This is a genomic window from Clostridium thermobutyricum DSM 4928, from assembly GCF_002050515.1.
Taxonomy (GTDB): domain Bacteria; phylum Bacillota; class Clostridia; order Clostridiales; family Clostridiaceae; genus Clostridium; species Clostridium thermobutyricum.
On the sequence record NZ_LTAY01000040.1, the window covers coordinates 1 to 24348 of the forward strand.

The 24348-nt window shown below is 26.3% G+C and carries 20 protein-coding genes; 1 reads left to right on the top strand and 19 read right to left on the bottom strand.

The features are described 5' to 3' along the window. Nucleotides 1–165: 165 nt before the first annotated feature. The 18 genes from CLTHE_RS08420 to CLTHE_RS08505 form a co-directional block, all read right to left on the bottom strand. Nucleotides 166–360, bottom strand: a complete 195-nt coding sequence (locus CLTHE_RS08420) for a hypothetical protein (protein ID WP_080022863.1) — start codon at nucleotides 358–360, stop codon at nucleotides 166–168. 37 nt (nucleotides 361–397) lie between these two features. Beyond that, entirely contained in the window at nucleotides 398–580 is a 183-nt protein-coding gene (locus CLTHE_RS08425; protein WP_080022864.1) for a hypothetical protein, read from the bottom strand. Nucleotides 581–596: 16 nt separating this feature from the next. Beyond that, nucleotides 597–1007 carry an NUDIX hydrolase gene (locus tag CLTHE_RS08430; RefSeq protein ID WP_080022865.1) on the bottom strand — a complete coding sequence of 137 codons (411 nt, stop codon included), beginning with the start codon at nucleotides 1005–1007 and terminating at the stop codon, nucleotides 597–599. 157 nt (nucleotides 1008–1164) lie between these two features. Continuing rightward, nucleotides 1165–1692: an ImmA/IrrE family metallo-endopeptidase gene (locus CLTHE_RS08435; protein ID WP_158082691.1), complete on the bottom strand. Its 528-nt coding sequence runs from the start codon at nucleotides 1690–1692 to the stop codon at nucleotides 1165–1167. A 728-nt stretch (nucleotides 1693–2420) separates the two neighbouring features. Continuing rightward, nucleotides 2421–3050, bottom strand: a complete 630-nt coding sequence (locus CLTHE_RS08440; RefSeq protein ID WP_002599331.1) for a biliverdin-producing heme oxygenase — start codon at nucleotides 3048–3050, stop codon at nucleotides 2421–2423. Nucleotides 3051–3238: 188 nt separating this feature from the next. Then, on the bottom strand, nucleotides 3239–4807 hold the full coding sequence (gene yjeM, locus CLTHE_RS08445; RefSeq protein WP_080022867.1) for a glutamate/gamma-aminobutyrate family transporter YjeM: 1569 nt from the start codon (nucleotides 4805–4807) through the stop codon (nucleotides 3239–3241). A 649-nt stretch (nucleotides 4808–5456) separates the two neighbouring features. Next, nucleotides 5457–6053 (bottom strand): hypothetical protein, encoded by a 597-nt coding sequence (locus CLTHE_RS08450; RefSeq protein ID WP_080022868.1) that lies wholly within the window; start codon nucleotides 6051–6053, stop codon nucleotides 5457–5459. 356 nt (nucleotides 6054–6409) lie between these two features. Then, nucleotides 6410–8767, bottom strand: coding sequence for a glycogen/starch/alpha-glucan phosphorylase (locus CLTHE_RS08455; RefSeq protein WP_080022869.1), 2358 nt, complete (start codon nucleotides 8765–8767; stop codon nucleotides 6410–6412). A 2-nt stretch (nucleotides 8768–8769) separates the two neighbouring features. Beyond that, nucleotides 8770–10251 (bottom strand): 4-alpha-glucanotransferase, encoded by a 1482-nt coding sequence (gene malQ / locus CLTHE_RS08460; protein ID WP_080022870.1) that lies wholly within the window; start codon nucleotides 10249–10251, stop codon nucleotides 8770–8772. A gap of 68 nt (nucleotides 10252–10319) precedes the next feature. Beyond that, on the bottom strand, nucleotides 10320–11333 hold the full coding sequence (locus tag CLTHE_RS08465; RefSeq protein WP_080022871.1) for a LacI family DNA-binding transcriptional regulator: 1014 nt from the start codon (nucleotides 11331–11333) through the stop codon (nucleotides 10320–10322). 131 nt (nucleotides 11334–11464) lie between these two features. Beyond that, a complete protein-coding gene (locus tag CLTHE_RS08470) occupies nucleotides 11465–12580 on the bottom strand; it encodes an ABC transporter ATP-binding protein (protein WP_080022872.1) in 1116 nt (371 codons plus the stop codon). 48 nt (nucleotides 12581–12628) lie between these two features. After that, the gene (locus CLTHE_RS08475) at nucleotides 12629–13492 is read right to left on the bottom strand and encodes a sugar ABC transporter permease (protein WP_080022880.1); all 864 of its coding nucleotides are present in this window, start codon (nucleotides 13490–13492) and stop codon (nucleotides 12629–12631) included. 2 nt (nucleotides 13493–13494) lie between these two features. Continuing rightward, on the bottom strand, nucleotides 13495–14442 hold the full coding sequence (locus CLTHE_RS08480) for a carbohydrate ABC transporter permease (RefSeq protein ID WP_002599348.1): 948 nt from the start codon (nucleotides 14440–14442) through the stop codon (nucleotides 13495–13497). Between the two features lie 84 nt (nucleotides 14443–14526). Then, entirely contained in the window at nucleotides 14527–15726 is a 1200-nt protein-coding gene (locus CLTHE_RS08485; protein ID WP_080022873.1) for a sugar ABC transporter substrate-binding protein, read from the bottom strand. A gap of 399 nt (nucleotides 15727–16125) precedes the next feature. Next, the gene (locus CLTHE_RS08490) at nucleotides 16126–17187 is read right to left on the bottom strand and encodes an exonuclease domain-containing protein (protein ID WP_080022874.1); all 1062 of its coding nucleotides are present in this window, start codon (nucleotides 17185–17187) and stop codon (nucleotides 16126–16128) included. Between the two features lie 432 nt (nucleotides 17188–17619). After that, nucleotides 17620–18411 carry an ABC transporter permease gene (locus CLTHE_RS08495; RefSeq protein WP_080022875.1) on the bottom strand — a complete coding sequence of 264 codons (792 nt, stop codon included), beginning with the start codon at nucleotides 18409–18411 and terminating at the stop codon, nucleotides 17620–17622. Nucleotides 18412–18415: 4 nt separating this feature from the next. Beyond that, the gene (locus tag CLTHE_RS08500) at nucleotides 18416–19234 is read right to left on the bottom strand and encodes an ABC transporter permease (protein WP_080022876.1); all 819 of its coding nucleotides are present in this window, start codon (nucleotides 19232–19234) and stop codon (nucleotides 18416–18418) included. Nucleotides 19235–19236: 2 nt separating this feature from the next. Beyond that, nucleotides 19237–20235, bottom strand: coding sequence for an ABC transporter ATP-binding protein (locus CLTHE_RS08505; protein WP_080022877.1), 999 nt, complete (start codon nucleotides 20233–20235; stop codon nucleotides 19237–19239). A 266-nt stretch (nucleotides 20236–20501) separates the two neighbouring features. On the opposite strand from CLTHE_RS08505, the gene CLTHE_RS08510 reads away from it, so the two are divergent. Next, the gene (locus tag CLTHE_RS08510) at nucleotides 20502–20858 is read left to right on the top strand and encodes a hypothetical protein (protein WP_080022878.1); all 357 of its coding nucleotides are present in this window, start codon (nucleotides 20502–20504) and stop codon (nucleotides 20856–20858) included. A 177-nt stretch (nucleotides 20859–21035) separates the two neighbouring features. Here the strand turns inward: CLTHE_RS08510 and CLTHE_RS08515 are convergent, their stop codons facing one another. Beyond that, complete coding sequence (locus tag CLTHE_RS08515; RefSeq protein ID WP_158082692.1) at nucleotides 21036–24017, bottom strand: SH3 domain-containing protein; 2982 nt, start codon at nucleotides 24015–24017, stop codon at nucleotides 21036–21038. Between the last annotated feature and the right edge of the window lie 331 nt (nucleotides 24018–24348).

Sequence of the window (24348 nt, forward strand, 5' to 3'; positions counted from 1 at the left end):
ATATAATAATTTATACATATTTTTCTTTTTTTTATAATAATTTAATAATTCACTTATTTAAAGTAATAAATTCTTTAATCCCTAAATAAAATTAATATAATTCTCTTCTTTATAATTCAAATATGTAATAATAAAAAAAGTTGAATCAAAATTGATTCAACTTTTCTAAAACTTTTTTCTTAACTTAATTCTCTTTTCATATACACTCATAATTATAATGACTATTAATCCTATTAAACTATATATTAACTTCTTAACTGAATAATCCCCTGTTGTTATAGGAAGATATGATATTACTAATAATATTACTACTATAATTAAAATTATGAGTGAAAAAAGTTTCCTTAATTTTTTCTTCATTTTTCACCTCATAAAATTTCTTCTTAAAAATTAAATTTTATTTCTTGTCCTTTGAATGTTTTCTATTACCTATCTTTATAAATATAAAAGTAATTATCAAAACTAATAAACTTTCTGCCCAATCTTTATATGTTATATTTCCTATTGGGACTGGCATTGAAGGTAAAGCTACTATTATAATTCCAGCTATGATTAATATAATAATTATTATTTTTCTCATTTTAAGCCTCCTACATTTAGCTTAAAAGCTCAAACACCTCATTATCTTCAAAATCTTTTCTTATTTCTGGACTTATTATTTTCTTTAATTCTTCTTTATTTACCCACTTGAAATCAGTGTGCTCATCTGATAGCTTTACTTCACCCTCTTTATATCTGCATAAATAAACTACAAGAAACATTTGAGTTTCTTCATCTATTACTACATTTTTTGCATAAATTATACCTTCTATATCGATTTCTAAATTTACTTCTTCTCTTACTTCTCTCTTAAGACAAGTCTCTGTATCTTCTCCAAACTCAAGCTTTCCACCTATGACTTCCCAGTTTCCTGCTCCAATTTTATCTGTAAGTGCTCTTTTAGCAACCAACACTTTATCTTCTCTTACTATTATTCCTTTTAATGCTATTTTTGTTTCTCTATTCATCTTTTCTCCTATATTGCTATTTAATAATTCTAAAGTTTTGTAAAATTATAATCTTATTTTCTATAACTAACAAAATAATTTTCTTATTCTAGATACATTATACACCTTTTCTAAAATTAAACTTATCTATTGAGTTTTAAGAATTTAAAATGAAATTTTATTCACTCTCTAATAGTTTTATTCTATCTTTAACAAATCTTTCTTCTAACCCGAATTCTTTAGCAACAGTCTCAAAATTATAATTAATTGTATCTCCTATGCTAATTATATTTTTTTCTAATACTTCTTTTAATTCAGCTTTAGGTAGCAAAAAAGCATAAGAAAAAAATTTAGCTTGCTCTTGTAATTCAAATAATGAAATTTTACCAAATTCAATCTTTCTTGTATATCTAATATCCTTATTTTCTATATTATATCCTAAGTGTAACAATAAATGTCCAATTTCTTTTGCTATATATATACGCTGTTGACATTCTGTTAAGTTAGCGGGTAATTTTAAAACAAAGGAATTTTTTACTCTTTTAATTCTTCCAAATGATGCTTTTGGTACATAATTAGACTTTTGTAATTTAATATCTAATTTATCTATTACTGAATAAATATCAATTTTATTACTCTGTATTTTTAAGCATCTCCTTGTCTTATTTGCAATGTATTCTATATTACTTTTTTCTTTAGTATACATAATATCACCCCTCTTTGGATTGTTTATTAATATTATACTATCGAAAATGATAAACATATATACTTATCTCCCCTAATTTTATAAATTTTAAAAAAAGAAAAAAACTGTGCATAAAATTTATAATTATGCACAGTCTAAGTTGATAAAAAGTTCGATTTTGATACCACTTTTTTCACTTAATTTATTTAGATATTATTACTTTAAAGGAGTTCATCACATTTATATTTATTCTTTTATTTAAATTATATAACTAGCTTCTTAAATATTGTAATTTTTATAAAGTTCTTAATTGTTAGTTTTTCTAGTTTAAAAATTAAAATAAAGTCTTATTTTTCATTAAACTCTGATTAAAAAGTCAGCAAATTTTCATATAAAACACCTTAAAAATGGCTTTTTAAATATTAATAAAATTTTTTTGGAATAAAGTGTATATTTTTTTTAATTAGGTCAATAATTTAAACATATCCCCATCAATCCTAACCGTAAAGTTAGGCTTAAGTTTTAAATAAATTAATCTTAACAATACCTAGTATAAGTTATGAGTTCCCCCTCTCCCTTATGCTAGGTATTTTACTGTTTAAATACATCTATTTATAAATAATATTAGCTTATATTATTTATTTTTCTTTAAATAAATAATTCCGTAGTTTATCTTCAATTAATTTTTAATAAAAAAAGATTAAGCCTTTAAGACCTAATCTTTTTAAAATTTATATATTTATTTATTATTAAAATAATTTAACTTCAAGTTCTGTTGAAATTCCTGTATTGTAAATGTATGAATTTCCTACTTCATTTATAAAGTTTTCAATTTCTTCGTCTGTTAAATTAAGTTTTGCAAGTTTTCCGTGGTATCCCATAACATAAGGCATTATTTCTCCAATACCATCCATGTTATAATAATTTAATCCCTCATCTGCGATTTTATAATCATTTTTAAGCATTTCTGCAAAAGTTCTTCCACCAAAAAGGTCTGCTAAAAATCTTGTATATGCATGAGCAACAACTCCAATAGGATTACTATTTTTCATTTCTTCAATTCTCTTAACATATGCTTTTGTTGATTCAAGTAATTCTATATTTTTAGCTTCATCACCTAAAATAAATTCTATATCTTTTTTAATTAATTCTGATTTATAAAGTTCTTTTGTAACTAATGGTGCTATTCTTTCATTCTCAATTAATGAATCTAAACTATTTTCAATTGCTTCATATACTGGAAGTAAATTAAGTATGTATTCTGCATAACTTTTCTCATCAGCTTTTCCTGATTGAAGCCTCTTAATAAATCCTGTGCTTTCAGAAGCCTTATGCATATTTTTTGTTCTAGACTTTAATTCATTTGAAAAATTTTTCATTTAAATCACCAACCCTTTAATTATTTCTTTAAATATAGAATATCAATTCAGATTAATTTAATCAACTTTATTTATTAAAATTAATAATATCTTAATAATAATTGTTAGTTGATATGAAATATTTTTATTTTTTATACTTATATTTTTTTAAATCTATCTAAATTATTCTGTGGATAAAAGTTAATTTTCTAAATTAAATTTTGTTTTTGTTTTCTTAAGTAATTTACTGCTAGTATAAATCCTATTAAACCAAATATTATTGGTCCTGAAAGAATCCATATAGCTTGTTGATAATTATGCTCTATAAATGGTTGTATTATTGAAAATACATCTGCAAAAACTAAAGTTACAAATGTTATACTTCCAACTATTACTCCCCATTTTTTATTAAAGAATTGATATTCTTTTTTTATGTTGTCATTTAACTTAAATTTTATGTATGCAAATACTATAAATGCCCATGGAATTGAAGTTGTTATTGTTACCATAAAAGTTAAGTTATTATAAACTGTATTTGCAACATTTCCTCCAAAGCCTATTAAAAGCATTGCTATAATAATTATGGCAGCTTGTACATATAAAGCATTTGCAGTAATTCCACGCTTATTCTTTTTAGTTAAGAATTTTGGAAGCATTCCTTCTGGAACTCCTTCAAATATTTGTTTTATTGGATAATATAGCATTAAAGGTAAATTAAGCATTGATATAAATGTTACCCAAGTTGTAATTCTATTTACCCATTGTCCTAATGCAATTGAAGCTGGAACTGACATTCCTAATTCTCTTCCTAACTCAAAGAATTGTTGTTGTACTATGTAAATTGCATAATTAAAAAGATTAACATTTGGATTGCTAAAAGTTGTTTTCCAATTGATTACCATCCCAGTTATAATTACTATTGCAACATATAATATTGCTATTATAATTCCTGAAAGAATCATAGCTTTTGGAACATTTTTTTTAGGATTTTTAACTTTATCAATAAGACCTCCACTAGCTTCCATTCCTCCTAGTACAAATATAGCAAATACTAAGAAAGCAAGAGCTGCTATAGGAGTATCATAAGATTTGTTAGGCCCCATAAATAAAGAATGGATTCCTGTATAATCAAAAGGTTGAGCGAAGTGTGCACCATTTAAGAAGAATACTAAAAGACCTCCTCCTAAAACTATTATGTGCATAAGAATTGTTACGAGCATTGAGATATTAGCTAATTTTGAAATTGACTTTATTCCTCTACTACAGAAAAATACTATTATAATAAACCAAATAACACCTATTATTGCTGTTGTTCCAGTATTACTTAATCCAAATAAATGCCAAGTTTCAGATTCATCTTTACCGAAAATCATTGTTGATAATGTGATACATATAGAACTAGTACTAAACCACCAAATAACTGCTGAAATATACCAAAGAAAAGCCCCAACAGTACTAAATTTTATTCCTACAGAATTTCTCATCCAAGAAAATATTCCACCTTTTTCATCATGGAATGCAGAACTCATTTCAGATACCATAAATGTATAAGGAATAAAAAATAACACTACACCAATAATAACGTAAGTAATAGCTGCATAACCCATTTGATAATAGATTTGTTGACCATTTCCAAGACCATAGCAAGTCATAAATATCATTGCTACAAAAGACCAAAATCCAATTTTAGCAACTTTATTATTTTTTCCTGCTTTCTCTTCTATATTTTCTTCTATTTCTTCTGCATATTCACCTTTGTTTAAACTATTGTCTTTCATTAGCCTCATCTTCCTTTCTTAATTTTTTCTTTCGTTAATTAATTCTTTCATTCGTATAATTCCGAATAAATAAATTTAAAGTTTTATCAAATGTTCAGAAATTTCTTATTTAGTATGATATACTGAATTCATTTAATAATCAACTATGCATAAATTAAAATTCTATTAAAAGAGCATTATAAAATTTTTATTTTATTAATTTGTTTTTATTTTTAATCAGATTAATAAAACATTTCGTTTTTTTTATTAAATCATTAATTTAAGTTATAGCCTTATGTATAATAATGCATTTTTTAAAATTATATAAGAATACATTATTTTACTCTTTATTAATATTTTTTTGAAAGTAATTAATAATTTAAATTCATTTTTTATATTTTTTATTGTTAAAAATTTATTTTAGTATGTAAAAATGAAAGAAGTATGCTTAATTAAATCATTTAGATTTAGCTTTAAGTATACTTCTTTCAATAAAATATATTATTTTATGCATATTTATTGTATATTTCGTGTTTTTCTATTTTTATTATTGTAAATTTTAGTATATTTATACTCTCACAAAACTTCTTCTTTAATTATTACTCTTAATGTTAATAAAAAAATAGCTACCTAATTTCAGGTAACTATTTTTATTAAAATATTCTTTTCTCTACTCTTCAACATTAGCCAATGTATAACTTCTTTGTTGTATTTTAATATTAAGATTACTATAGCTTCTAGGTGTATTATGAGTTGTATCATAAGTAAGCGCTTGTGCAAATTGGCTATTAGGATATAGCTCCTCTTCTTGCTCTAAATATTTATCTGCTTCATATAAGTTCCCATATTCTAAAGCTTTTTCTCCATTTTCATATATTTGAAAAGGATAGCTGCTATTACAAAGCTCTGTAATGTTTTGTATTTTATTATTTAAATACTTATTATCTGTATGCAATGTATTTAATATTTCTAGTGCTGGTCCATATTGTTCATTATTTGCATAATTTATTGCACCATTTAATTGTATAGCTATATTATCATAATTTCTTAATACTATTTCTTGATTTTCAATAGCTTGTCTTTGAGAACTTGTTATAGCAAATACATCTTGCATTGCTTCAACAGCTTTTTTATAATTCCCATTTGCTAAATAATTATTACTACTTGCTATAGATGATTTGACATTTGAACTTAAATATTCATATGTAACATATCCTAGTGAACCTAAACAAATTAAAACTATTATAATTATACCGATTTTTTTCATCTGTTTTACCTCCATTATAAATTTTCTAAACTAAAATTTTAAATCTTATAATATAAATTAACATAATAATTATTTTTTAAATAACTATTATCCTTTTTAATTAAAATTTATATAATTTAATTTATCTAAATCTATTTGCAAAAGACTCTTTTTATCATATTATCATACATATAAAGCCAAATATTTTAAATATTATTAAATATAAAGAAAATTTATAATTTAGATACTTTATTATTTAAATTATAAAAAATAGTTCTCTATTTCTAGAGAACTATTTTTGTATAGATTTACTTTATATTATCTCATTCTCAAAACCCAAACAACCCTCAAATGAAAGTGAGTTTTTGTAATTAATTTTATTTATTTTGAATAGGCTTAATGTTCCAAATGTCTTTTGCATATTCAAGAATAGTTCTGTCTGATGAGAATATTCCTGCATTACAAGTATTCATAAAGCACATTTTAGCCCATTTTTCGCTATATTTATAAGCTTTAAATACTCTTTCTTCTGCTAATTTAAATGCTTCGAAATCAGCAAGTAAAAGATATTGATCATTTTCTTCAATTAATGATTTATAAAGGTCTTTGTAAAACCCTGTTCCTTCATCATCAAATGTTCCATCTATTAATGAATCTACAACTCTCTTAATATCTTTATTTTTTTCATAATATTCTTTTGAGCTGTATTTTCCTCTTATGTTTTCTATTTCTTCAACTGTTAATCCAAAGATAAAGTTGTTTTCTTCTCCACTTTCTCTTACAATTTCAACATTTGCTCCATCCATTGTTCCAAAAGTAGGGGCTCCATTTAGCATAAATTTCATATTTCCTGTTCCTGAAGCTTCTTTTCCTGCTGTTGAGATTTGTTTTGATATATCAGCTGCTGGGAACAATTTTTCTGCATATGAAACTCTATAATTTTCTACAAATACAATCTTTATCTTATCTTTAACAACTGGGTCATTATCTATAAGATTTGCTACATCATTTGTAAACTTAATTATTGCTTTTGCTCTTCTATACCCTGGGAACGCTTTTGCCCCATAAATAAATGTTATTTTAGGAATATCTAAGCTTGGATTTTCTTTTATTCTGTAATAAAGGTCTAAAACATATAATGTGTTTAATAATTGTCTCTTATATTCATGAAGCCTTTTTACTTGTATATCAAATAAAGAATCTGGATTTATATCAATTCCACTAGCTTCTTTAATATATTTAGCTAATTGAACCTTCTTTTCTTTCTTTATATTCATAAATCTATCAAGGACTTTTTTATCATCAGCATACTTTTCTAAAGTTTTAAGCTTACTTAAATCTTTAACCCAAGATTCATCTCCTATAAGCTCTGTTATAAAGCTTGATAACTCTTTATTACAAAGTCTTATCCATCTTCTTGGTGTAATCCCATTTGTTTTGTTTTGGAACTTATCTGGGTAAAGCTCATACCAATTATGAAGTTCTATGTCTTTTAATATATCTGTATGAAGCTTAGCAACTCCATTTACAGCAAATCCTATGTGAATAGCTAAGTTTGCCATTCTCACTTGTTTATCATTTATTATTCTAAACTCATTTATTTCTTCTTTAGAATATCCTTTTTCAACTAATTCTTTTATAAATCTTAAATCAATTTCTTCTATGATTTCTAAAATTCTTGGGAATAATTCTTCTATAAATTCTACATTCCATTTTTCTAATGCTTCAGCTAATATTGTATGGTTTGTATATGCAAAAATCTTTTCTGCAATTTCTATAGCTTTATCTATTTTTACTTGTTTTTCATCAACTAAAATTCTTATAAGCTCTGGTATTCCTAAAACTGGGTGAGTGTCATTTAATTGAATTGCAGCATATTTAGTAAGTTCACTATAATCAGTACCATGAAGATTTTCAAATTCTTTTATTATATCTTGAATTGAAGCACTTACTAAGAAATATTGTTGTTTAAGTCTTAATAATTTTCCTTCTCTTGTATCATCATTTGGATAAAGAACTCTTGAAATATGTTCTGCTTTATTTTTTAATAATACAGAATCATCAAATCTACCAGAATTAAACACATTAAAATCAAAGCTTTCTATTGGCTCACATTTCCAAAGTCTTAATGTATTTATATTCTTGCTATCATATCCTATAATTGGTGTATCATAAGGAACTGCATAAACATCCATTCCATTAAAATGTACTATAACTTTTTCCTTTTCACGTCTTATACTCCATGGATCTCCATAAGTTAACCAATTATCAGCTGTTTCATATTGAAACCCATTTTTAAAGTTTTGTTTAAATAATCCATTTGAATATCTTATTCCATAACCTCTTAGTGGAATTTCCATAGTTGCTGCTGAATCCATAAAACAAGCTGCAAGTCTTCCAAGCCCACCATTACCAAGTGCCGCATCTTCTTCTGCTTCCTCAATAGCATTTAAATCTACATTTAACTCTTCTAAAAGCTCTTTTACTTCATCATATAGCTTAAGACTTATAAGATTGTTTCCAAGTGCTCTTCCCATTAAATATTCAGCAGATAAATAAAACGCTTGTTTTCCTTCTCTATAAAGCTGTGTAGTGTTATTCCAATCATCTATTATAGTTTCCATTAAAGCTGTTGAAAGGCTACTAAATATTTCACCTTTATTTGCATGTTCAATATCTGTTCCATATTTTATTTTTAATTGTCTTTTTAAACCTTCTTTAATTAGCTCTTTCATTTTTACACTCTCCCATATAATTTCGTTAAATGGTAAATTTTTTCTGCAAGTTCTTTTGTTAATGCTCCTTTTTTAATTCTCCAGCACCAATTTCCTCCTAGAGTTGAAGGTGTGTTCATCCTAGCTTTATTATCTAAGTTTAAAATATCTTGCATGGTCATTATTGCTATATTGCTATGAGATGACATATTTCCTCTTATAAATTTAAATCCTATGTTATCTCCTTCTCTTATATCTAAATAATCTTTAGCTTTAATTCCTTCATTAGTGTCTAAATTATTTAAATACCAACCTTTAGCTGTTTCATTATCATGAGTTCCAACATAAGAAACTGAATTTTTCTCTGCATTATGTGGTAAGCTTTCAGAATCTCCTTCTCCAAATGAAAATTGAATTACTTTCATTCCTGGAAATCCTGTTTTCTCCTTAAATTTTAAAAATTCTTCTGTTACAGTTCCTAAATCTTCTGCAATAATATTGACTTCTCCAAGCTCTTTTTTTATTTCATCAAAAAGTTTTAATCCAGGACCTTTAATCCATTTTCCATTTTCAGCTGTTTCATCTTCAGCTGGTATTTGCCAAAAGCTATTAAATCCTATAAAGTGGTCAAGTCTTATAACATCATAAAGCTTTAAACTTTCCTTTATTCTAGTTATCCACCACTTAAATCCGTCTTTCTCCATCTTCTCCCAATCATAAATTGGATTTCCCCAAAGCTGACCAGTTTTTGCAAAACAATCTGGTGGACATCCTGCTACAAATTTAGCTCTCATATCTTCATTAACTTTAAACATTTCTGGATTAACCCACATATCTGCACTATCTCCAGCAATATATATTGGTAAATCTCCTATTATTCTTATTCCGTTTGAATTTGCATAATTTTTTAAGCTTGTCCATTGTTCAAAAAACTCATATTGAATAAAACAATAAAATTCTATTTCATCTTTTAATTTTTCTCTATATTTATTTAAAATTTCCTCATCTCGTAATCTTAGCTTTTCTGGCCATTCAGTCCAAGCCACTAAATTTTGATTATCTTTTATCGCCATATATTCTGCATAATCTTTTAACCAAAACCTATTTTTCTCTATAAAGTAATCATAATCTCTAGCTTTATTTAATTTAAAATTTTCATATGCTTTATATAAAATTGGTTTTCTATTTTCAAAAATTTTTCCATAATCTATTATTTCTTCATCAGAACCAAAATCTACATCTTTAAAATCTTCCTCTTTTAATAATCTCTTATCTTTTAATATTGAAAAATTTATAAAATGAGGATTTCCTGCAAAAGCTGAAAAACATTGATAGGGAGAATCCCCATAGCTTGTGTGTCCTAAAGGTAGTATTTGCCAATACTTTTGTCCACTTTCTACTAGAAAATCTACAAATTCATATGCTTCATCACCAAATGAACCGATTCCAAAATTATTGTTAAGTGATGATATATGCATTAATATTCCACTACTTCTCTTTTTCATATTCTTTCCCCCTACAAACTTCATCTTAGAGTATAGAGATTAAACCTCTATATCTAAGACAGTTATTTTTAAGAATCTCCTTCAAAAAGTTCTGTTTTTAATTCTATATGCTTATGTTCACTTTTGTTTTTAATTAAGTCTACTAAAATATCAACTCCTAAGCTCGCCATTTCATCTCTTGGCTGAACTACAGTAGTAATACTTGGATTATAAAACTTAACCATGTCCATTCCATCAAATCCTACAATAGAAACATCTTTTCCAACCTTTAATCCTAAATCAAAAATTGCCTTTGTTGCTCCAATTGCCATTATATCTGATGTACAAAAAACACCATCTACATCATTATTTGTACTTAATATTCTCTTAGTTTCTTCATAAGCACCTAATGAAGTATATTCCCCATATGCAATTAAATTCTCATTAAACTCTATTTTATTTTCTGATAATATTTTTTTATATCCTTTAAATCTTTGTTTATCAATAATTGATTCATCTTTTGTACCAAGAATTATCGCAATTTTTTTGCAACCTTTTTTTATTAAATGATCTACAGCCATTTTTGCTGAATCTATTTGGTTTATTCCAACAGATGAAAAATTATTAACTTTATCTTTTTTATAACTCTTACTTCCTGATATTAATACAAGAGGTTCATTTATATCTTTAAAAGTTTCCTCATTAATCTCATCAATATTACACCCAAGGTAAATAAGTCCCTGAAGCCTTATTTCCTTTCCTAGTGCTATAAGATTACGAACTTCATCATCTCCAGATCTTGCATAGTCATTTTGTCTAAGTATCATGGTATAACCAGCCTCTGTTATCTTTTTATTTATAGTATCTACCATTTGAGAGAAAAATGGATTAAATACTCCTCTTATTAATACTCCAATAGCTCTAGAGTTATTTTTTGTTTGTTTTAAATTTCTTGCACTATTATTTGGAATATAATTTATTTCATTTATTACATCCATAACTTTTTTTCTAGTTGATTCTTTTACATTTGGATGGTTATTTAAAACCCTCGAAACAGTTCCAACACCAACATTGGCCATTTTAGCTATATCTTTTATGTTCATATATTTACTACCTCTTTGTTATTAATAAAAGCTCTTATTACTAGCTTATAGTTAAACTATTTCTTTGTAAAGGTCTTCTCAAAGATTTAGCATTTATTTAAAATATATATGTTACTTAAAATAATGATTATTTAAAATACAGTTACTTGATTTTCTTCATCAAATACATGAATATCATTTATATTTATTCTTAAATCTATTTTATCTCCAACCATCATTTCAGTTTCACCATGTTTCTTTAAGACAACTGTTTTTTTACCTATTGTTACATGAAGGCAAATTTCTCCACCAAGATTTTCTATAAGGTCTAGTGTTCCATTAAATTCTATACAAGAGTCCTTTGGAATATTGTGTTCATCCCCATATTGTATTTTTTCTGGTCTTATTCCAACTAAAACTTGTCCATCTTTACTTCCAAAGCTTTTAACTTTTTCAATTTGCCAATCAGAAAGTTTAACTTCCTTAGAACCTTGAACTGATATAAATTTACCATTTTCTTTTGAAGTTAATTCTCCATATAAAAAGTTCATTTGAGGACTTCCTATAAATCCTGCAACAAACATATTTGCTGGATTATTATATATTTCTTTTGGACTAGCTATTTGTTGAACTTCTCCATCTTTCATAACAACAATTCTTGTTCCAAGTGTCATTGCTTCTGTTTGGTCATGTGTTACATATATAAATGTTGTATTTAAATCTCTATGAAGTTTAGAAATTTCTATTCTCATTTGACCTCTAAGCTTTGCATCAAGGTTTGATAATGGCTCATCCATTAAGAATACTTTAGGATTTCTTACAATAGCTCTTCCCATTGCAACCCTTTGTCTTTGTCCTCCTGAAAGTGCTTTTGGCTTTCTATCTAAAAGATGTTCAATATCAAGTATTTTAGCTGCTTCTTTAACTTTTTTATCAATTTCTTCTTTTGGCACTTTTCTAAGTTGTAATCCAAATGCCATATTATCATAAACACTCATATGAGGATATAATGCATAATTTTGAAATACCATTGCTATATCTCTATCCTTTGGAAGAGCATCATTTACTTGTTTATCTCCAATCCAAAGCTCACCTTTGCTTATTTGTTCTAGCCCTGCAATCATTCTTAAAGTAGTAGTTTTACCACATCCTGATGGCCCTACAAAGACTATAAATTCTTTGTCCTCTATTTCTAAATTAAAGTCCTTTACTGCTTCATATCCATTACTATAAATTTTACATATATTTTTTAAACTTAATCCTGCCATAATTGTAACCTCCTAAGGTATAATGCTTTTTTAATAACTGTCCTAATTTTATCCTTTTACTGAACCTGCAATAAGTCCTTCTGCTATATACTTTTGACTAAATGCAAACATTATTACAAGTGGAATCGATGCCATAACTGCAGCTGCTGAGTATTGAGTCCAGTTAGCTGAGAAATTATTAGTTATAAAACTTTGTAATCCTGTTGTAATTGTATAATGTGATGGTGATTTTAATAGTGCTGATGCAAATACATATTCACTATATGTTGAAATAAAAGTGAATAAGAATATTACTACTGCCATATTTCTTGAAAGTGGAAGTAATATTTTTGAGAATATATCCCATGTTGAAGCTCCATCAACTTTTGCAGCCTCAATAAGTTCATTTGGAATTCCATCCATATAACCTTTTAAAAGCCAAATATTAAATGCACTACCACCACAAAGTAAAAGTATATATGCCCACATATGATCCATTAATTGTGCACTGTAAGCAAATTTTAATATTGCTGGAATAGTCATAATTCCTGGAAACATTTGAAGTATTAAAAGAAACATTAATCCATATTTTCTACCTGAGAATCTTAATTTAGAGAAAGCAAATGCTGCTGTCATTGATAATCCTAATTGAACTAATGAAACTATTACACATATAATCATTGAATTTTTAAACCAAATTAAGAAATTAGTATTTTTAATTACATTTATATAATTATCAAAAGTTATTTGACTTGGGAAAAGTGTTGTTTGTACGAATACTTGCCCTTTTGCAAGTGAAGAACCTATTACTGAAATTACTGGAAATATTACAATTAAAATAAATATCCAAACTATTATTCTGCTAATCCATAAGCTTCTTGTTTCATATGAAGTTCGCTTTTCTTTGTAAACTGTTTTTTCTTTTTTACTCATCATTAATCAACCTCCTCAAATTGACCTGAAGCTTTCATTTGAATAAATGAAATTGTACCTACTATAATAAATACAAGTACACTTAGTGTTGCACCTATATTATATTTACCAAAGTTAACTGCTAACTTATAAATACTTGATGCTAGTATATCTGTATAACCAGCCCATTGAGTAGATACTCTAGGTGGAAGTCCTTTTGTGATTAGATAAATAGTATTGAAGTTATTAAAATTGAATGCGAAACTTGAAATAAGTAATGGATATGCAGTTTTTGCAAGTGCAGGTAAAGTTATTTTTCTAAATTGAGTGAATCTACTTGCTCCATCAATACTTGCGGCTTCATAATAAACTTTAGGAATTGAAGATAAAGCTCCTAAGCATACACACATCATAAATGGGAATCCAAGCCAAACGTTTACAAAAAGTACGGCTGCTCTTGCACATTCTGGATTTGTAAGCCATGGAATTGGAGTACTTATAATGTGTAGATTTAATAAAAGTGTATTAATAGCACCATATGCTGTATTTAAAAGTCCTTGCCATGATAAAGTTGCTATTGTAGCTGGAAGTGCCCATGGTATTATTAATAATCCTTTATAAAATCCTTTTTCTTTCATGTGTGAGTTATTTAATAGCATTGCAAGTATTAATCCAACAAAGAAACATCCAAATGTTGAAACAAGTGCAAAAACTATTGTCCAACCAAATACAGGTAAAAATATTTTACTAAAAGGACCTGTTAAAACTTCTATATAATTATGTAGTCCAGTAAATTTAGCTGAGCCTTGTGTATATATAGTGTAATTTGTAAAAGAAATATATATTGTATAAAGTATAGGTAATAATGATAAGATTGTTATAGAAATTAATGCGGGACCTAAATATTTAGCTGCTTGTCCATTTTCTCTAACTGGTTTTATTAGTAAAGTGTCCCCTTTAGCCTTCTTCATGTCCATCTGCTCCTTTAATAATTTTTTTAAATTCTCCAAGCTTTTAAAAAAGCTTGGAGATTTAATTTAAATTTAATTACTTTATTATTGTTGTTTTATACCAGCTTCCATTTGTTTAACTGTGTTATCAGCAGCTTCTTTAGGAGTTAATTTTCCTTCAATTAATAATTGTAAGTTGTTTCCTGCTGGTTCCCACATAGCTTGAATTTCTGGAATATTTGGCATATATTGAGCTACTTTAGCTTGAGCTTCAAATGCTTTTAAATATGGATCATTTTTAGCAGCTTCTGTAGTATCAGCTGATTTTAATACAGGAATTCTGTTACCAACTGATAATAGTACACTTTGTCCATTTTCATCTAAGTATTTAATTAAACTCCAAGCATCTGCAGCTTTTTTAGAATTTTTATTAACAACAGCTAATTGAACAGTTGAGAATGTTGGAATTGATTTTCCATCTAAAGTTGGAAGTTTAGCAACACCAAAATCTAAGTCTTTATTAGATTTAAATGATGGAACATCCCATGGTCCTGAAATATAGAATCCAACTTTTCCAGCTTCAAAGTCAGCTTTAGCAATATTTGCAGTTACACTTGAATTTATTAATCCATCTTTAACTAATGAATTTAAGAATTCATATCCTTTTATTGCACCAGAATTAGCAAGTCCAATATCATTTGGATCAAGTTTTCCATCATTATCTTTGAATACATAACCACCATTAGCAGCTATAAATCCATATGAGTAGTAGAAGTTAGTAATTGGATATTCAAATCCAACTTTTTTAGCTTCTTTAACTAATTGTTCCATAGTTGTTGGAACATCTTTAACTAATTTTTTATTATAGAATAAAGCTACAGTTCCTTCAGCGATTGGAGTACCATATTGAACTCCATCAACATTACCTGCTTTTAATAATGCTTCTGAATGGAATTTATCTGATGGGATTAAATCTTTAGGTTGTTCTGATAAAAGACCGGCTTTAACGAAAGTACCAATATTATCATTTGGAATACCAAAGATAGCATCAGGCCCTGAAGGACTCTTCATTGCTTGCATACCTTCTTGGAAATTTGGTTGAGAATAAACCAATTCAACTTTCATGTGGTGTTCTTCACCCCATTTATCAGCTATTGGTTGTAATGCTTCAACTTCTGGTTTAGTTAAATAAGACCATACAGTTAAAGTTTTGCTATTGTTGTTAGACCCAAATGCGAAATATCCAACACCAACAACTATAATTGCAATAACGATTATTATAGGTATTATTTTTTTCTTACCCATGTTTAAAAAACCCCCTCTTTTATTTTAGTGGAACGCTTTTAATATCTAGATTTCATAATGAAGTAATTATTATTTAAATTAGTTCAATTTAATTATTAAAAATTTACTATTCCCCTTGTTTCATAAAAAAATCTAAATATTAATTTATTTAGGTAACGTTTCCAATTAGAATTATAGCAATTAAAGTAAACATTTACAATGAGCCATTTACCACATTAAAAAATTGTTTATATTTATTAAGTGTTTTATTGATTTTTTATTGTATAATATCCTTGACAATTAGCTAATTTAACAGTTTTTTTATAAAAATATATCTTTTTTATTTTGTTTTCCATTTGTTCAAATTTTATTATATTCTAAAAAATAAGAGTAAGATTATACTCTTACTCTTATTTAAGTCTATGATATTTTACTTATCTTGTTTTCAAGCTCTTCTATATTTTCTTTACATTCCATTACTACTGATTCTATTAGTTGTAAAGTATCAAAACAACCAGTCAAAGCTTTCGTTTCTCTTTCATCTTGATTAATTCCTTGCATATTTAAAGCTCTCTTAAATCTTATTATATACCTGCTATGTATATATTTCATATATGATTTCATTAAACATACACTTTTAATCTCATAATTATATCCGTTATTTTTCATTATTCCATCTATAAACTCAGAATTATAATTTAAAATTACTCTTCCCTCTAATACTTTTGCAATTTCTTCAATACTATCTTTAAAGCTTGGACTATTATTTAAAATTTCCTTATCTACACCCTTTATCATATAAGTATCATCACTAATTCTTTTGTTTATATTAAAAGTTGAATTGTAAAGTATAACTCCATTAGTATCTATAATTCCAATATCTAATATTTCATCAACTTTAGAATTTCTACCTGTAGTTTGTATAAATACAATTACATATTTATCATCTAGTAGTAACCCTTCCCAGTATTCATAATTTTTATAAGCATCTAAAAGTCTATTTTTAAGTGCCTTTTTAATATGATTTTCTTTTTTTTCAGGTACTCTCACATTCACTGCACTTCTAATTAATTTATTTTTATTTTTGAAAGAATTAATTTTTTCTCTCGAGGTATTATATATATCTTCTAATAAGTAATATTTTTCTCTAAAAAGTTCCCCATCAATATATTTATCTTTATAATATGCTACATTTATTATTTTTTCTGCTTCTAATTTTTCTAATATAATTTTATCTACATCTAAAATTTTTAAAATCTCATATTCATTTACCCCAAAAAATTCATGTTTAGATTTTAAATAAACATACCAAAGATTAATCTTGTGATGAAAAATCATTGCTATCATTGCTTCTCTGCTACAGTTTTTATTAAAAGGAATATTTTTCATCTCAAGAACTTGTCTTAACGATTCTTCACTTACTTTATCTAGGTCTCTTTTGACAATCTCTCTTATGTATCTTTTAGTAATTATCTTATGCATTATTCTTTAGTGAAACATTTTATTATCTCACTTTACCCCCTTTTTACAAAATTTTCTTAATATAATGGTAATTTGTATTATATTGTTAATCAATAGTGAAAAAATTAATTTTTTATTAACCAAACTATGCATATATCTATCAATTTAACTAAATAAAAGACTATCTTATTTAAAAAATTAACTTTTTATTCATAATAAATCTTCTAAAATAAAAGCCGTAAATTTCACATTATGTTCTATTTACGGCCTTTTTTCTATCTATTCAATTTTTATTTCTTAATTTAATTTTTATATATACTAAAACGTTTTAATCATATTAAATAAGAAATTATTATAAATAAACTATATATAACTAAAATTAAAAACAATATTTATCTAAAGTATCTTAAAATAAATTGTATTAAATCTATAAAATAATCTACTATACTAATTCTAATTTCCTGAGCTTTCATAAGCTGATAATCCCTTAAGCCAAACACAATATGAAACACCAATAAATATTACTCCTACTATAAATGTTAAGATAATTCCTTTAAAGAATGACTCTTTATTAAGCATATATGCAGCTGGATAATATCCTGTAAAAGCAAATGGAACTATAAATGTTAAGATTCCTCTTATTCCTCCTGGATATATACTAACAGGGTATTTTGCAAATCCTCCAAGTTCATATCCCATCCTAACACATTGAAAACTATTTTTAATCCAAAAAGCCATTGAAGCTGTTATAAGCTTTACCCCTGTATATATGAATACTCCTCCTATAACTGCAATTATAAAGGCTATAATCATAATAAAATTAACTTTTAATCCTAATTTCATTCCTGAATATATTACAAGAATAAATCCTATTATAAGCTCTCCAAACCCATCTGGTTGAAATCTATTTGCTATAACTTGAAATAATGGATTTAAAGGTCTTAAAAGATATCTATCTACTTCTCCCTTAACAATAGATCCTCCACTAAACATCCAAAGATAATCAGTAAATATATGGTCTATTCCTCTTGGAATTTGAGAAAAACCATATATAAATAAAATCTCATTTAAAGTCCACCCTTTTAAAGATGGTATATTATTGAATATTAAATTTATAAAAATAAGAGATGTAGCTTGAATTAATAAAAACCCAAAAAGTCCACATAAAAAATCCTCTCTATATTCCATTAAAGTTTTTAAATATTGCTTTAAAAAGCATTTATACACATATAAATATCTCTTCATTATTTTAGCCCCCTTGTATAGTCAATTTATAAGCTAATCTATTCCAAACTAATTTTGATAAAACAAACATTATAAAAACCCATATAAGTTGAATTATTATAGCTTTTATTGAATCAAATGTACTGTATTTTCCTAAATATATCATAGCTGGAGTATATATTATTGAACTAAAAGGTAATATACTAAATATTTGTGCAATTATACTTGGAAAGAAAGTTAGAGGTATTAAAGATCCTGAAATAAGCATAACTATAGCCTGTGCAATTTGGCTTATGCCCCAAATATTATAAAATTTAAATGATAAAAGACCAAACATGTAGCTGTAATAAGTATTTATTAAAAATCCTAAAAATATGCTTACTGAAAATAATATAATTTGCATAATTCCTATGTGTATTCCTTTATAGAAAGAATATGCCGTAACTATTATAAACCCTGGTAAAAATAGAAATATAAAATTATACATAAACACACCAAAGTTCATAAACATAACTCTTTTTCTATAATTTATAGGTTTTATAAGTTCCATTGCTATAGAACCATCACGAACTTCATCCCCTACAATAAATTTACAATCAGAAAATGTTATTAAAGATATTACAAATGTTATCATCACGTATACAAGCATATCATTTATGTTAAATCCATTCATAACACCTTTTGAAGAGCTACTATATATAGCTTTCCATAGAAAAAATGTAACACTAACTATTAATATATTTCCTATGGTACCCATATATATATTAGTTTTATATGCCATACTTCTTTTTAAACTTCCTATAGAAAAGGCTAAATATATTTTGTTCTTTTCCCAAATACTCATATTTACACCTCATCTTTATATATTTTCTTTATTATTTCCTCAAGAGTAGTTTCTTTTATTGCAAAATCTATAATATTTACTTTATCAATTATTTTGCTAATAATCTCTGATGAGGTTGTCTTATTTTTATTAAATTTTATTATTATCTCTTTGTCTTTTATTTCTTCTTGTAAATCTTCTTCACTTAAATTAAGCATCTCATTTATATTTAATTTATTTTCTATATGCTCTTTAATTTTTATATTTAAAATTTTATCAGACCCAAACTTATTTTTTATATCTTCTAAAGTTCCATCATAAAGCTTCATTCCTTTATCAATAATTATTATTCTACTGCAAAGTTCCTCAATATCACTTAAATCATGAGTTGTTAATATTACTGTTGTGTTATATCTTTCGTTTAAAAGCTTTATAGCATCTCTAACTTTTTCTTTAACAACTACATCAAGCCCTATAGTAGGCTCATCTAGATATAAAACCTTTGGCCCATGAATTAAAGAAGCTGCAATATCTGCTCTCATTCTTTGTCCTAAAGAAAGTGTTCTAACAGGTCTTTCTATGAATTCTTCTAGCTCTAAAATATCATTTAGAAATTTCATTTTTTCTTTAAATTCATCATCATTAATATCATAAATTACTTTTAAAATTTTAAAAGTCTCTCTAAGAGGAATATCCCACCACAATTGAGTTCTTTGTCCAAATACTACTCCTATATCTTTAGCATTATTTTCTCTATCTTCATATGGAATTTTCCCATTTACAATAACTCTTCCCTTAGTAGGTGTTAAAATTCCTGTCATCATTTTTATAGAGGTTGATTTTCCTGCTCCATTAGAACCTATATATCCAACAATTTCTCCTTCATTTATTGTAAAAGATATATCTTTTACAGCACTTTTAATTTCACATTTGTTACTAAATAATCCTTTTACTGCTCCTTTCAATCCTTCCCCTTTAATTTTAATTTTAAAATCCTTACTTAAATTCTCTACAACTATCATTATTATCCCCCCTTATTTTTTGGAACTCTTTAGGAATCGTTTCCATAAACAATATTAATCCCCCCTCTTATTAAATAAATATTTATCTCAATTTAAATGTTTTCATTAACTATTTTACACCTAAATCTTAAAATATAATATATATATCGTAATATTATATTTCTCCTTTACTTAAATAATTAATTATTTTTCTTTTTAATTTTAATTGTAATCGTAATTAATTTTTTTGAATATATTTATATTAATAACTGTTAGGAGGTATCTTAATGTTTATGTACGCTTTAGCATTAATAATGGCTTTTTCTTTTATACTTGTACCATTTATAGCTATTATAAAGAGCTCTGTTACATTATCAAATTTCCTAATTTTCACTAGTTATATTGGAAAGAAGCTTCAAAAGAAAAGGCTTAATATTAAACGAAAAGTTATAAATAAAGCTACTTATTTAAGAATTTCATTTTTAATGCAATTTTTTCTTGGTTTTTTACTGACTTTATTAAGTTTGATTTTATTTACTAAAAATACAAATTCATATTTCAATATACTAATAATATTTTGTGTTAGCTTATTTGGAAGCATAATAATTGGAACAAATTTAAATAAGTATTTAGTCGCAAACTAAATTTTACCATGAATAAAGAGTATTATTATAGTTCAAAATATTACTGCGTAATAATACTATTCTTTAAATATCTTATAACCAAACATGGAGTGTAAAACTCCTATATTCCACTAATTATATAATAAAAAAGAGTGTCTTAAGTATATATAATCACTTTAGACACTCATCTTTTTTATATTAATTAAAACTTACTCTGTCTTTACAAATCCAAGCAGAACCGCCATTATAGTTTATTCTGTACCATCCATTAAGTTGACCTGTTACAGTTACTTTAGTTCCATTATTTAAGTAACCTACTCCATCATTATTCCAATTTGGATGTCTTGTTATATAAGTAAATGGTCCACCTTTAAAATCTACAGTTCCTACTTTATTCATAAGGAAGTTTCCTGATGTATCTACTCTATCTTTGCAAATCCAAGCAGTTCCTCCATTATAATCTATTTCATACCAAGAACCTGATTCTGAAATTATTTTTACTTCAGTACCATTATATAAAGACCCTACTCCATCATTATCCCAATTTGGATGTCTTGTTATATAAGTGAAATCTCCTCCACCAAAGTTTACAACACCTGAAGTTGGCATTGTTTGAACTCTATCTTTACAAATCCAAGCTGAACCACCTTTATAGTTTATTCTATACCAGTTTCCGAATTCTCCTGTTATAGTTACTTGAGTTCCATTATATAATGGAGCTACTCCTGAATTGTTCCAATTTGGTTTTGAAGTTATATAAGTAAATGGTCCACCTTTAAAATCTACTGTTCCTTGCATATTTAAAGTTTTTATATTTGTATCTACTCTATCTTTGCAAATCCAAGCTGAACCACCATTATAATTTATTCTATACCAGTTTCCGTACTCTCCTGTTATAGTTACTGCATCTCCATTATATAATGAACCTACTCCTGAATTATTCCAGTTTGGTTGTCTTGTTATATAAGTAAATGGTCCACCACTAAAATCTACTATTCCTTGCATATTTAAAGATTTTATTTGTGTATCTACTCTATCTTTACAAATCCAAGCTGAACCACCATTATAATTTATTCTATACCAATTTCCGTACTCTCCTGTTATAGTTACTTCAGTTCCATTATATAGTGAACCTACTCCTGAATTATTCCAGTTTGGTTGTCTTGTTATATAAGTAAATGGTCCACCACTAAAATCTACTATTCCTTGCATGTTTAAAGATTTTATTTGTGTATCTACTCTATCTTTGCAAACCCAAGCTGAACCACCATTATAATTTATTCTATACCAACTTCCATATTCTCCTGTTATAGTTACTTCAGTTCCATTATATAATGAACCTACTCCTGAATTATTCCAATCTGGTCTTGAAGTTATATAAGTAAATGGTCCACCACTAAAGTCAATAACACCTTTCATATTTAGTGGAGTTACATTTATTTCACTATTTGGAGTATTTGTTTGAACATTATTTATATATTCTGCATAAACATATCCAACTCCGCCGTTATATACTATTTTATCCCATCCATTTACTTTTCCTATTATAGTAACTTGAGTTCCTGCTTGTAATGAACCTATAATTGAATCAGATGTAGAAGCTCCACTTCTAACATTTAATGAAGAACCTGGATTTACATTTACATTCCCAGTTTCATTTACAGTTTTCATTCCTGAAGAGCTTGAAGATGCAAATTGAGGAATTGCAAATGTAAATGTATCTCCTGGTGCATAAACCCATTTATTTTGTTCAATTATAGAACCTATTAAAGATCCATAATGAATATCTGATGCATATTGATGCCACATATCATCATTTGGGGCATTTATATATCTTAATTCATAAGGTGTATTTTGAGCTATATTTGTATTATGAATATAGTTAACTGATAAGAATTGTGCTGCTCCATAAATGGCATTTGAAATGCTTGTCCATCCATGATTATATGCATAAGTAGTTCCTAAAATAGTAGTTTTATTTGGGAAACTAGCATTTGCATCATAAGCACCTATTCCATATAAATTATAAACTGTAGTTGGATGTGGTAAATTAATCATTTGGTATCCAACTATAACACCATTACTATTATAAATTGGTGCATTTGTATTAGCTATTTGAGTTATTGTAATCCCATTTGCAAAGTTACTTGTACCCCATCCAGTTTCAAGTGCTGATTGAGATAAGAAGTATACTGGGTCAAGATTATATTTTCTAGCTGCTCCTATAAATGCTTGAGCTTGTCCAGAAAATACTCCTTTACCTTGAAGTAAGTTAGCTAAAGCTTGTTCATTTACATTTCTAAAAGTATTAACTTTTAAGAATTGATACATAACTTTTGAATCTTCTGGATTTATTGCATTAGTTAATTCTTGTATTTGAGATTGACTTAAACTTGAAACTCCTAGACAAGCCATATAATTTTGTATTTCTCCAGCAACATATTCATCTAATGTTTGAGAATATTGAACATTTGTATAGATATTTGGTGTTACTAATGCTCTGATTGGTAAGTTTTCATTTGTTATTGCTGCAAAATTTGTAGCTCTTAACTGTTGAAGTTGAGCTTCATTAATTTTTTTATCTGTTTGTTTTGGTTGTTGTACTTGTTTATGTTGTTGTACTTGTTTTGTCTCTTTTTTATTTGATTCTTTTATTTTACTTACTGTATAAACTACTTGTACATCTTTACCTTGCTCATGAAGTCCTTTAATTTCCTTTTGAACTTGTCCATTATTATCTACAACTTGTACATTTTTATCAGAATTAATTCTGTAAGTTGTAACATTTGGAACTTCAACTCCATTTATAGTAGTCTTAACTACTTTATATCCATTAGGTACAGTAGCTCCATTTGTAGTAAATGTTTTAGAATACTCTCCATCAAAATTTATATTTTGAGTATGTAATGAATTTACTACAACTTGTCCATCTGCATAATCTGTCTTTGAAGTTAATGCAGCGCCTATTACTTTAGCCTCTGAGTCCTTTTGTGTTTTTGTTGAATTATTCTGAGCCTTTACAACAGGCATGTAGTTTGTTGTCACCTTGTTAGTAGTATTATTAGTATTAGCTGGTATTGTGTCAGCAAAAGAAGATACAGCTGGTGACATCATACTAGATAATACTATTGCTGAAATTGCTATTGCAGCTTTTTTTCTTCTGTTATTAACTTTTTTCATCATTCTCCTCCAAAATATATAAATTTTAATGTAATTAAAAAATTTTCAAAACATTTTAATTATAATACATATTTATAAACCCTCCAATAAATTTAAAAACATGTTTATACATTATTAAACTTTATAATAGAAAAAATTACATATAAAATATATTTAGATTTTCTTACGTTTAAATTTACTTACGCTCATAATGAAAATATTTAATTCATCCTATTTTTTTTTATTATTTAACTATTATTTTTTTAACTTATATATTTCTAATTAGAAAATATATTTAAATTTAAAATAATATTCAGTTTATATAAAAAATCCTATTTAAATTAATATTTAT

Coding starts and splice junctions, on each gene's coding strand:
- CLTHE_RS08480 (WP_002599348.1), bottom strand. CDS start 14,442: ATGAAGAAGGCTAAAGGGGACACTTTACTAATAAAACCAGTTAGAGAA.
- CLTHE_RS08455 (WP_080022869.1), bottom strand. CDS start 8,767: ATGAAAGAGCTAATTAAAGAAGGTTTAAAAAGACAATTAAAAATAAAA.
- CLTHE_RS08500 (WP_080022876.1), bottom strand. CDS start 19,234: ATGAGTATTTGGGAAAAGAACAAAATATATTTAGCCTTTTCTATAGGA.
- CLTHE_RS08495 (WP_080022875.1), bottom strand. CDS start 18,411: ATGAAGAGATATTTATATGTGTATAAATGCTTTTTAAAGCAATATTTA.
- yjeM (WP_080022867.1), bottom strand. CDS start 4,807: ATGAAAGACAATAGTTTAAACAAAGGTGAATATGCAGAAGAAATAGAA.
- CLTHE_RS08475 (WP_080022880.1), bottom strand. CDS start 13,492: ATGAGTAAAAAAGAAAAAACAGTTTACAAAGAAAAGCGAACTTCATAT.
- CLTHE_RS08485 (WP_080022873.1), bottom strand. CDS start 15,726: ATGGGTAAGAAAAAAATAATACCTATAATAATCGTTATTGCAATTATA.
- CLTHE_RS08515 (WP_158082692.1), bottom strand. CDS start 24,017: ATGAAAAAAGTTAATAACAGAAGAAAAAAAGCTGCAATAGCAATTTCA.
- malQ (WP_080022870.1), bottom strand. CDS start 10,251: ATGAAAAAGAGAAGTAGTGGAATATTAATGCATATATCATCACTTAAC.
- CLTHE_RS08435 (WP_158082691.1), bottom strand. CDS start 1,692: ATGTATACTAAAGAAAAAAGTAATATAGAATACATTGCAAATAAGACA.
- CLTHE_RS08425 (WP_080022864.1), bottom strand. CDS start 580: ATGAGAAAAATAATAATTATTATATTAATCATAGCTGGAATTATAATA.
- CLTHE_RS08430 (WP_080022865.1), bottom strand. CDS start 1,007: ATGAATAGAGAAACAAAAATAGCATTAAAAGGAATAATAGTAAGAGAA.
- CLTHE_RS08510 (WP_080022878.1), top strand. CDS start 20,502: ATGTTTATGTACGCTTTAGCATTAATAATGGCTTTTTCTTTTATACTT.
- CLTHE_RS08465 (WP_080022871.1), bottom strand. CDS start 11,333: ATGAACATAAAAGATATAGCTAAAATGGCCAATGTTGGTGTTGGAACT.
- CLTHE_RS08470 (WP_080022872.1), bottom strand. CDS start 12,580: ATGGCAGGATTAAGTTTAAAAAATATATGTAAAATTTATAGTAATGGA.
- CLTHE_RS08420 (WP_080022863.1), bottom strand. CDS start 360: ATGAAGAAAAAATTAAGGAAACTTTTTTCACTCATAATTTTAATTATA.
- CLTHE_RS08450 (WP_080022868.1), bottom strand. CDS start 6,053: ATGAAAAAAATCGGTATAATTATAATAGTTTTAATTTGTTTAGGTTCA.
- CLTHE_RS08440 (WP_002599331.1), bottom strand. CDS start 3,050: ATGAAAAATTTTTCAAATGAATTAAAGTCTAGAACAAAAAATATGCAT.
- CLTHE_RS08490 (WP_080022874.1), bottom strand. CDS start 17,187: ATGCATAAGATAATTACTAAAAGATACATAAGAGAGATTGTCAAAAGA.
- CLTHE_RS08505 (WP_080022877.1), bottom strand. CDS start 20,235: ATGATAGTTGTAGAGAATTTAAGTAAGGATTTTAAAATTAAAATTAAA.